Origin of the sequence: Micrococcus sp. APC 4021, assembly GCF_030407635.1 — a bacterium.
Classification (GTDB): domain Bacteria; phylum Actinomycetota; class Actinomycetes; order Actinomycetales; family Micrococcaceae; genus Micrococcus; species Micrococcus luteus.
Genome location: NZ_JASDCZ010000014.1, coordinates 19479 through 28474 on the forward strand (window position 1 = coordinate 19479; position 8996 = coordinate 28474).

The following is an 8996-nucleotide window of genomic DNA, read 5'->3' on the forward strand; positions in this document are numbered from 1 at the left end:
ACTCATGACCGAGACGCCCCTGACCCCCGAGGCCAGCGTGATCGTCCCCAGCCGGGGCGGAGCCCAGCGGCTGCCGCGCCTGATCGGCGCCCTCACCGCGCAGGAGGACGCCCCGCCGTTCGAGGTCCACGTGGTCGTGGACGGGGATGTGGACGGGTCGGAAGCGGTGCTCGCCCAGTTGGCCGCGGAACATCCGGGCCTGGACCTGAGTTGGACCGTCTTCCGGGAGAACCGCGGACGGGTCGCTGCGCTCAACGCAGGTGCCGACGCGACGTCCGGTCGCATCCTCATCCGCGCCGACGACGACCTGGAGCCCGGACCCCACTACATCCGGGACCACGTGGCCGCGCACGCGGGCGGGCCTGGCGGGGTGATCGGATTGACGGCCAATGTCCTCCCGGACTCCGCCTATCAGCGCGTCTACGGTGACGCCCAGGACGAAGCGCACCGTCGCCATGCCTATGCCCTTCCGGCAGAGCGGCAGTGGCGGCACTGGGCGGGCAACGTGTCCGTCCCCCGCGCCCTCCACGAGGAGCTCGGCGGCTACGACCCCGACTACCGCCGCTATGGCTGGGAGGACGTGGACTTCGGCTACCGCCTCCACGTCGCCGGGTATCCGGTGGAGATCCGGCCGGAGCTGGAGACCCGTCACCACGCGGCGGCGGTCACCACCTACACCAAGGCGCGCCGGGCTCTGCATTCCGGGTCCGCCCGGCAGATCTTCATCGCCAAGCACGGGGCGGACGCACTCGGCGGGGACCGCGCCCCGGGCGGGCCGTGGGGCGCCGCCGTGCGGGCGGTGGCTGCTCTGAGCACGGAGCGCACGATCCAGTACAGCTCCGCCGTCGTCGAGCGTGCCGCTGCCGTGTTGCCAGCCCCGGTCGCACGAAAACTGATTGCCTTGCAGGTCGAAGCCGCCGCGGAGACCGGACGCACTCGGCCGGGGCGTGCCCGCCGACAGTTCTGAGGGGAGCACCATGACCGACATGACACGCGGCCGGATCGCCATCGCCCACGACTACCTCACCCAGAAGGGCGGGGCGGAACGGGTGGTGCTCGCCCTGCACCGGATGTGGCCGGACGCGCCCATCTACACGACGTTCTACGACCCCGAGGGGACCTTCCCGGAGTTCAAGGACGCGCACATCATCACCTCACCGCTCAACCGGGCGGGGCTGCTGCGGAAGGACCCGCGGCGGGCCCTGCCGCTCCTGCCCCTGGCCTCCTCGCTGATGCGCGTGAAGGAGCCGATCGCCGTCGTCTCGACGTCCGGCTGGGCGCATGGATTCCGCTACGACGGCGCCACGCTCGTCTACTGCCACACCCCGGCGCGCTGGGTGTACCTGCTGGACGATTACCTGGGCGAGGACGGTCGGGACAGCATCAAGGGCCGGATCGCCCGCGTGCTGCGCCCGGGCCTGCGCAGGTGGGACCGCGCGGCCGTCCGGCGTCGATCGCGCTATGTGGCCAACTCCACGGTGGTGAGGGAGCGGATCGAAGACGTCTACGAGCTCGACGGCGTGGACCTCGTGTTCCCGCCGCACTCCGTGAGCACGGAGGGCCCGCAGGAGCCGATCCCCGGTGCAGAGCGGCTGGCGGAGGAGGGCTTCCTGCTGTCGGTCGCGCGGCTCATGCCGTACAAGCACGTGGACGTGGCGATCGAGGCAGCGGCCCGTTCGGGGTGGCCGCTCGTGGTGATCGGCAAGGGCCCCGAGGAGGCCCGACTGCGTGCGATGGCGGGGGAGGACGTGGTGTTCGGCCAGGACCTCACCGACGCGCAGCTGCGGTGGGCGTACGCACACGCGACGGCGCTGATCGCCGCGAGCCACGAGGACTTCGGCATCACGCCGCTCGAGGCGAGCGCGTGGGGCGTGCCCACCGTGGCGCTGCGCGCCGGCGGCTACCTGGACACCATCGTGGACGACGTGAACGGGGTATTCGTGGACGAGGCGACGGTGGATGCGGTGACCGGCGGGGTGGAACGTCTACTGGCGCATGACTGGGACCGCGCGGCGATGCAGGCGCACGCCGAGCAGTTTTCCGAAGTGGAGTTCAGCCAACGAATTCGCAATGCGCTCACGAATCTGCCGCGAATTGCGGGACAGCGATGAGCATCCCTCGGCGTCTGGTGTAATGGCCACATGCGAGCCAACGATCCCGGGGTGACACTCACCGTAGCCGTCACATACCCGGGGGACCCGACTGACCCCCAGTCTTGGTCTGGCACTCCGGCGGGTCTCATCCGGGGCCTCGAGGCGGCGGGAGTCCGGGTGGTGCCGGTGGACCTGACCCCGCCGTCCACTGCCGCTCGAGTCTGGACTCGGGTGACGGCACAACGGCTTCGCCCGACGGCCGACGAGTTGCTGACGCTTGGCCGTGAGAGTGCTGCCTACGCCCGCCTGGTGGAGCTGACTGCACTGTACCGCGTTCCCCGCCATGTGGACGCCGTCCTCCAGATCGGCACGGGCTACCGAGTTCACCACCGACGACTCGCCACTTTCGAGGATATGACGATCGCCCAGGCGGTCGAGCACGCGTGGGGCCCGTTTCCTGACCTGCCGCCAGCTCTCGTCGACGGACGACGGCGCCTACAGCAGAGCGTCTACGAGAAGGCGGGCATCTGTTTCGCGGCTACATCCTGGGTCGCTGACTCCATCAGTTACGACTACGGAATTCCTCGCGAGTGGATCACGGTGACGGGGCTGGGCGTCAATCGAGAGGGGCAGCCTTCCACGGACAAGGATTGGAGTTCGCCGCGGTTCCTCTTCGTCGGCCACGACTGGGAACGTAAACGCGGCGACGCCGTGGTCAAGGCCTTTGCGCAGGTGCGCGACCTGTACCCCGACGCCCTCCTCCACCTGGTCGGCGCGGGTGTCCCCAACATCGATGCTGACGGGGTCGTGGTGCACGGGCTCCTGCCCATCTCAGAGCCGGCGGCGCAACAGCGACTGGGACGCCTCTTCGCCGAAGCCACGTGTCTCGTCGTGCCCAGCCGACTCGAGCCCGCAGGCATCGTGTACGCGGAGGCCGGCCGCATGGGCATTCCCTCCATCGGGACCACTGTGGGCGGGGCCTCAGACATGATCGGCGACGGTGGGATCGTCGTGGATCCGTCAGACCCAGGGGGGGTCAGTGAAGCCATGCTGCGTCTGGCGGACCCGGCTGTGGCCAAGGAGGCGGGGCGCCGCGCATCACAGCACGCAGCGCGCCTGACCTGGGAAGCGGTCGGCGCGAGAGTCCGCGACCGCTTGGTCCGCGCCGTCGTCAGCGGCAGGGGTCCAGGCGCTCGATGACCACACGGTCCTGTCCGAAGAACAGGTACTTCGTGTAGGTGATCGTCCGAACGGGTTCCGTGGCTGCCACGGGGTCTCCCATGGACACGACGGCGCACTGACGCGAGTCGGAGAAGAGTGCAGCCCACCCGCCGACGACGTCTGATCGAGCCGGATCTTCTGCTACGCCCACGTTCGAGTGCAGCCCTACCCAGGCGAATCCGGCGTCCACGTCCTGCGGCGCCAGCCCCTCCGCCACGAGCTCCTCCGCCGCCTGCCACACGACGCCCGTGCTCGACCACGTATGAAGAGTCACCAGGGCAGTGGAGGCCACGACGATGAGGGCGGCCGTCGCGGCGGCGGCCCTCTGGGCCGCCCGGGTCCGTGTGGCCCGAAGCACCAGCACACTCAGGGGCACGATGAGCGGGTAGAGATACCGCTCGAACATCGCCTGGCCCGAGAACGTCTGCACTGTGATGCCCGCGAGGTAGATCAGCAAGAACGAGGCCATGAGCAGGACGACGGGTTGACCAGCCGGTCGCCATGGACGGCCTGGGCGACGACGTGCACGCGCCACGACATCGCCACACAGAGCCGCCACCGTGGTGCCGGCGAGGATCGCCAGCCCTGCGGCGCACCAGAGAAGCCAGCCCGGCACCGTGTCACGTGCGCCGTGGGACATGGCCATGTAGGCGCCGTCGGCGGCCAGGTAATTTCCCAGCAGGGCGCCCCGCCCGAGGAGGAACACTAGCCCTGCCGTAGTGAGGGCACCTGCCGTGCCGAAAGACCAGGCCGCGGCGGAGCGCGGCTTTGAGGCGCCGAGTAGGACCGCCGGAGAACACACGAACATCAAGGTCATGACCCCCATTGCGAGGGCCCGCACCGCGCCTCCAACTGTGGGATCGACCATGGGCGGATCGTCACCTGGCTGTGACCGGCGCCAGACCTCGAAGGCGGCGATAGCGACCAGCGTGACGAGGGAGGCGACGAAAATGACGCGCCGTCTGTCCCGTCGAACGAGCCAGGCGGTCACCGCGACCGCCGCCACTGCTGCCAGGCCCTGCTCTCGAACCGTGGTCGCCCACAGCCCAAACGCCATGCTCCCGATGAGGTTGAGGACGCCGCCGCCGTCGAGGTAACGGGCACCGAAGTACAGACCACCCGCAATGCCCGCCATCATCGGGACATCAGTCATGTAGGACGTCGACAGCAGTGCAAAGCCTGGAGCTACTCCGACCAACGCCGCGACCAGCAACGAGCGGCCCCTCGGCAGAACCCGTCGCGCCGTGCCGTAAGAGAAGCCGATCATGGCGGCTCCGCAGAGCATCACGAACACATGCTGGCCGACGACGCTGGACGCAAGCGAACCTAGGGGCACCATCATCCCGACCATCGAGGCCCGGTTGAATCCGACGAGATGCACCCGGCCGGTCTCGGCAAACGAAGCGGCGATCCGTGAATGAGCCCACGAGTCGTTGTGAGGAATCCAGAGCGCACCGGCGGTGCCTGCAACAATCGCGGGGAGGACCACAAGGGCCACGATCAGGGCCGTCACGATGACGGCGTCGGTGTGATGTCCTCGTGCGCGCACGACGGTTTCCATGCTCATCTTGCGGTGTTGAGCAGGTCGAGCAGATAGCGGCCGTAGCCGGATTTCACCAGTGGCTGGGCTCGTTCCTGAAGCTGCTCATCTGTAAGGAGCCCCTGGCGCCACGCCACTTCCTCAGGAGAACCGACCTTGAGTCCCTGGCGGGACTCGACCGTGCGAATGAAGTTGGACGCGTCGTTGAGGTCGTGGAAAGTGCCGGTGTCGAGCCACGCCGTCCCGCGGGGGAGGACTTCGACGTTCAGGGCGCCGCGCGCGAGGTAGGTGCGGTTCACGTCCGTGATCTCCAGCTCGCCGCGGGCTGAGGGCTTCAAACTCCTGGCAATCTCGACAACGTCGTTGTCGTAGAAGTAGAGCCCCGGGACGGCGTAGTTCGACTTGGGGTGGGCCGGCTTCTCCTCCAGTGAGACGGCCTTCCCCTCGGTGTCGAACTCCACAACGCCGTAGGCCGTCGGGTCGGCGACCCAGTAACCGAACACGGTGGCGCCGTCGACCTCAGTGTGACGGCGCAGCTGCTGGCCCATGCCCGGGCCGTAGAAGATGTTGTCCCCCAGGACGAGCGCGACATGCTCGTCGCCGATGTGGTCCTCACCGAGGATGAAAGCCTGGGCAAGGCCGTCTGGGGAAGGCTGCTGCACATAGGTCAGAGAGACGCCGAACTGGGAACCGTCGCCGAGGAGGCGCTGGAACTGCTCCGCGTCGTGTGGGGTGGTGATGACAAGGATGTCGCTGATGCCCGCGAGGATGAGGGTGGACAGCGGGTAGTAGATCATCGGCTTGTCGTAGACGGGGACGAGCTGCTTCGAGATGCCGTGGGTAATGGGATGCAGCCGGGAGCCCGTGCCGCCGGCGAGGATGATGCCCTTCATGCTGTGATGCTATCGGGAGCAGAGGGTCCTGTCTGAGGGGTACGCACGGTGGGTGTACAGGATCCCCTCAGTGTGAGCAGAAGCCGGATATGATCACCCTGTGCAGCAAGTCGTCAGAGATGCCATCGCACGCGGTGTGGCTCCGATCCGCCGACGTCAGCCGTACGTGATCTGGGGAAATGAACCCATGAACGGTGGGAATTTTCTCTTCCTGTGGGTGACCGCGTGGGCTCGTCAACGGTCCACCGGGGTGAGTTGGCTTGTGAGGTACAAGCCCAAAATGGAACCGTGGCTCCAGGAATTCCCGCGACTTCGCGAACTAACGGTGACGGAGGACAAGGTTTCCTTCTTCCAGTCACGGACCGTGGAATGGGGTCACGAGATCAATGTGGATTTCCTCTACCCGGACCTGAAGCAGTTCTGCCGGGACATGCTCCTCCAGGGGTCGGCCTTCAGCGATCGCTGGGGCACCGTCACGCCGGGGGCCACGGTGGTGAACGTGCGGCGCGGCGACTACTACAGCAACCCAGAATTCCGGCGTCATTACGGATTCGACGTTCGTGAATTCGTGCGGGTGGCGATCGAAGAAATCGACTCCCCGGGAGGGGCGCCGGTGGTCTTCGTCTCCGACGATCCCGACTGGTGCGTGACCCATCTGTCGGACCTGTTTGCGGGCGGCGATGTCCGGGTGATGCCTTCGCCACATGACATGTTCCAAGACCTGGCCCAGGTCTCGAGCGCGGATAACCTGATCCTGGCTAATTCTACATTTTCGTACTGGGGCGGTTACCTCGCCTCCTCTCGACCCCCCGGGCAGCGACCGCGCAGGGTCGTAGCGCCGCTGTTTTTTGGACGCCACTATCCGTACTCTGAGTCCGCACTCCTCTTGCCGGAATGGCTCGCCGTGCCCGGGGACCGGTACGGGGAAGGAAGCGCCTGATGTCTCTCGGTCTCAATGTGCCGTCTACACCGGGCCCTCGGCTCGGATACGTGCTACCCGGTCCGATCCTCTCTTCCGGTGGCCTGGTTGCCATGGAGGCGCGCGGATTCTCGGGCCTGACTGAGCTGGCTCGCAGTTGGCCAGGACGGGTCATCGTCCTCGCGCCTGCGGTGAATGACATCCCCGAACCGCTCCCACTGGCCTACGTGACCGCAGACGTCGACAGCCTGGGTTTCGACATCGTCAAAGCTCAGCCCGTCCCGGCTGAGATCGATTCCCTGGGCCTGGACCTGACGCTGGGTCTCCTGGCACCCCATTGGAGAGGGATGACCGAAGCCCGTACGCCCGCAGTACTGACGGCCGAGGTGGACTACGGCATCCGTCTCGGCATTCACCGTGCGACGTCCTCCGGAATCCCGCTCGCTCGTGCAGCGGTCGGACTCCTTCGTGTCGAGGCCGGGTTACGCAGACAGGCTCGGAAAGCGAGATCTCTCCAGTGCAACGGACCTGCTGCCTTCCGGGCCTATGGTAAGCAGTCAGCCACCCCGCTGGCCTTCATGGACCATCGAATCTACGCCGCAGACGTCGCAGCCGCGCGTGCCGTTCGGGCATGGGACGGCGAGGGTCCTCTTCGCATGGCCTTCTCCGGTCGACTGGACCCGATCAAGGGCCCTGAGTACGCTCTTGAAGTCGCCCATCGGGCACGCCGGGCGGGTCTGCCGGTGGAGATGGCCTTTCTGGGGACCGGGCCAATGCGCGAGACACTGCAGGACCGCGCGGAAGGCTGGGTCCAGTTCCGTGGATTCCGCGACTACCGCACCGAGTGGCTGAACGACGTACGGGACACCGTCGACCTCATGCTGCTGCCCCACCTCCAGGGCGACCCGTCCTGTACCTACTTCGAGTCCCTGGGATCAGGTGCACCGGTGCTCGGCTACGCGAACGCCACGCTGAGCCCGCTCGTGCGGCGCCATGGTGTGGGCTGGGCGGTGCCGAGGGGAGACATCGACGGCATGGTGGAGATTCTGCGATCTCTCATCGATGACCCCGAGGCACTCCTTCGTGCACGGCAGGCAGGTCTCGACCTCGTAGCGACAAACGATTTCGAAACGACGACCCAGCGTCGCGCCGACCACTTGCTCCAACACATCGGCCCCGCTCCGCTCTAAGCGGGCCCTGTCCACCCTGGGGCCTGCCTTGGAGAGGCTCGTGCCCCCTCAGCTGGCCACTCGCTGCCCGATCATTCGAGCAAGGTGGGCGGCCGCGTGGGCCGGCGTCGCTGCGCCACGCCAGCTGTCCTGGAACATTGCCACCACCTCGCGGAATGGCATGCCGATACGTGCGGCCCGTTTGGTCAGCTCCCACCGATGTGATCGCGCAAGTTCTCGGGCCTCCTCCGACGTGCCGTGCTCTGCATTGCGCAAGGCCGCGAACATGGACCGGACGAAACGGGGACTGTCATGCGCGAACCCCACTGCGCCCAGAGAGGTTGCCAGCCGCCTGACGGCAACGAGGGGCTCCTCCGTGTAGGTGAAGCGATATCGCGCCGCCAGACGGGTGAGGAGCTCAAAGTCCTCGTAGAAGAGGTCTTCAGCGTAGCCGCCCTCCTCGCGAAGAACAGCTGTGCGCATGAAGAACGACGCAGCCGGGATCCAGTTGGAACCGACAAGGCAGGCGAGGGTGTCTTCGCTGCGTTGCGGTTCGTCCGGCCATGGAAACTCGACGCGCGAGGACGGGTGGAGCACCGAAGAGTTCTCGTCGATCACCGCGGCGTCGCTGTAGGCAAGAACGACATCATCTGGAGCGGCCCGCAGGAGCTTCTCGTGGACCGCGATGCGATCTTCGCGCATGGTGTCGTCACCTGCGATGTAGGTGACGAATTCGGTGTCCACTTTGTCCAGCAGTCGGTTAAGGGTCGGATTCAGCCCCATGTTGATGGCATTGGGATGGAACTCGAACGACGACGGCGCGTCTGCGAGCCACTGTCGGATGACCTCGGCGGTGTCATCTCCCGGGGATGCGTCATCGGCGATGAGGACTCGGACCGGAGGCACGGTCTGGCGTCGAATGCTCTCCAGTGTCTCGATGACGTAGGGAGCGTGGTTGTAGGCGACCACCAGAACGGTCGTGCCCGGGTGGTGTGGGCACCCGGAGTCACCCAGCCCTAGATGTTGTGGGTCATGAGGTTCTTGCCACGGGGTACGGGCTGAGATGAGACGAGCGGGCCTCTCCGGGCGTGTCAGATGGTCTGTGTAAGCCGTACCGAGAGGAACGGTAAGAATCATGACCATGATCGACGAGAAGAACCC

Annotated in this window: 8 protein-coding genes; 5 read left to right on the plus strand and 3 right to left on the minus strand. The window is 66.7% G+C overall.

What is annotated here, in order from left to right:
• Window positions 1–4 precede the first annotated feature (4 nt).
• The 3 genes from QL983_RS02595 (at window position 5) to QL983_RS02605 (ending at window position 3293) form a co-directional block, all read left to right on the plus strand.
• Window positions 5–967: a glycosyltransferase family A protein gene (locus QL983_RS02595; RefSeq protein WP_290151179.1), complete on the plus strand. Its 963-nt coding sequence runs from the start codon at window positions 5–7 to the stop codon at window positions 965–967.
• 10 nt (window positions 968–977) lie between these two features.
• Window positions 978–2111, plus strand: coding sequence for a glycosyltransferase (locus QL983_RS02600; protein WP_290151180.1), 1134 nt, complete (start codon window positions 978–980; stop codon window positions 2109–2111).
• 168 nt (window positions 2112–2279) lie between these two features.
• Complete coding sequence (locus QL983_RS02605) at window positions 2280–3293, plus strand: glycosyltransferase family 4 protein (RefSeq protein ID WP_290151181.1); 1014 nt, start codon at window positions 2280–2282, stop codon at window positions 3291–3293.
• Here QL983_RS02605 and QL983_RS02610 read toward each other — a convergent pair.
• Together QL983_RS02610 and rfbA are read right to left on the minus strand one after the other, a co-directional pair.
• Entirely contained in the window at window positions 3265–4875 is a 1611-nt protein-coding gene (locus QL983_RS02610) for a glycosyltransferase family 39 protein (protein ID WP_036317381.1), read from the minus strand. The genes QL983_RS02605 and QL983_RS02610 overlap by 29 nt on opposite strands.
• A 2-nt stretch (window positions 4876–4877) precedes the next feature.
• The gene (gene rfbA / locus QL983_RS02615; protein ID WP_129867289.1) at window positions 4878–5747 is read right to left on the minus strand and encodes a glucose-1-phosphate thymidylyltransferase RfbA; all 870 of its coding nucleotides are present in this window, start codon (window positions 5745–5747) and stop codon (window positions 4878–4880) included.
• 280 nt (window positions 5748–6027) lie between these two features.
• On the opposite strand from rfbA, the gene QL983_RS02620 reads away from it, so the two are divergent.
• Together QL983_RS02620 and QL983_RS02625 are read left to right on the plus strand one after the other, a co-directional pair.
• A complete protein-coding gene (locus tag QL983_RS02620; RefSeq protein WP_063189840.1) occupies window positions 6028–6687 on the plus strand; it encodes an alpha-1,2-fucosyltransferase in 660 nt (219 codons plus the stop codon).
• Window positions 6687–7856 (plus strand): glycosyltransferase, encoded by a 1170-nt coding sequence (locus tag QL983_RS02625; protein WP_165381398.1) that lies wholly within the window; start codon window positions 6687–6689, stop codon window positions 7854–7856. The genes QL983_RS02620 and QL983_RS02625 overlap by 1 nt, the downstream gene beginning before the upstream one ends.
• A 48-nt stretch (window positions 7857–7904) precedes the next feature.
• Here QL983_RS02625 and QL983_RS02630 read toward each other — a convergent pair whose 3' ends face one another.
• A complete protein-coding gene (locus tag QL983_RS02630; RefSeq protein ID WP_290151182.1) occupies window positions 7905–8804 on the minus strand; it encodes a glycosyltransferase family A protein in 900 nt (299 codons plus the stop codon).
• Window positions 8805–8996 lie beyond the last annotated feature (192 nt).

Bases quoted from the DNA above. Each gene is read 5' to 3' on its own strand.
- QL983_RS02595 (WP_290151179.1), top strand. From the start codon at position 5: ATGACCGAGACGCCCCTGACCCCCGAGGCCAGCGTGATCGTCCCCAGC.
- QL983_RS02600 (WP_290151180.1), top strand. From the start codon at position 978: ATGACCGACATGACACGCGGCCGGATCGCCATCGCCCACGACTACCTC.
- QL983_RS02610 (WP_036317381.1), bottom strand. From the start codon at position 4,875: ATGGAAACCGTCGTGCGCGCACGAGGACATCACACCGACGCCGTCATC.
- rfbA (WP_129867289.1), bottom strand. From the start codon at position 5,747: ATGAAGGGCATCATCCTCGCCGGCGGCACGGGCTCCCGGCTGCATCCC.
- QL983_RS02620 (WP_063189840.1), top strand. From the start codon at position 6,028: ATGGAACCGTGGCTCCAGGAATTCCCGCGACTTCGCGAACTAACGGTG.
- QL983_RS02625 (WP_165381398.1), top strand. From the start codon at position 6,687: ATGTCTCTCGGTCTCAATGTGCCGTCTACACCGGGCCCTCGGCTCGGA.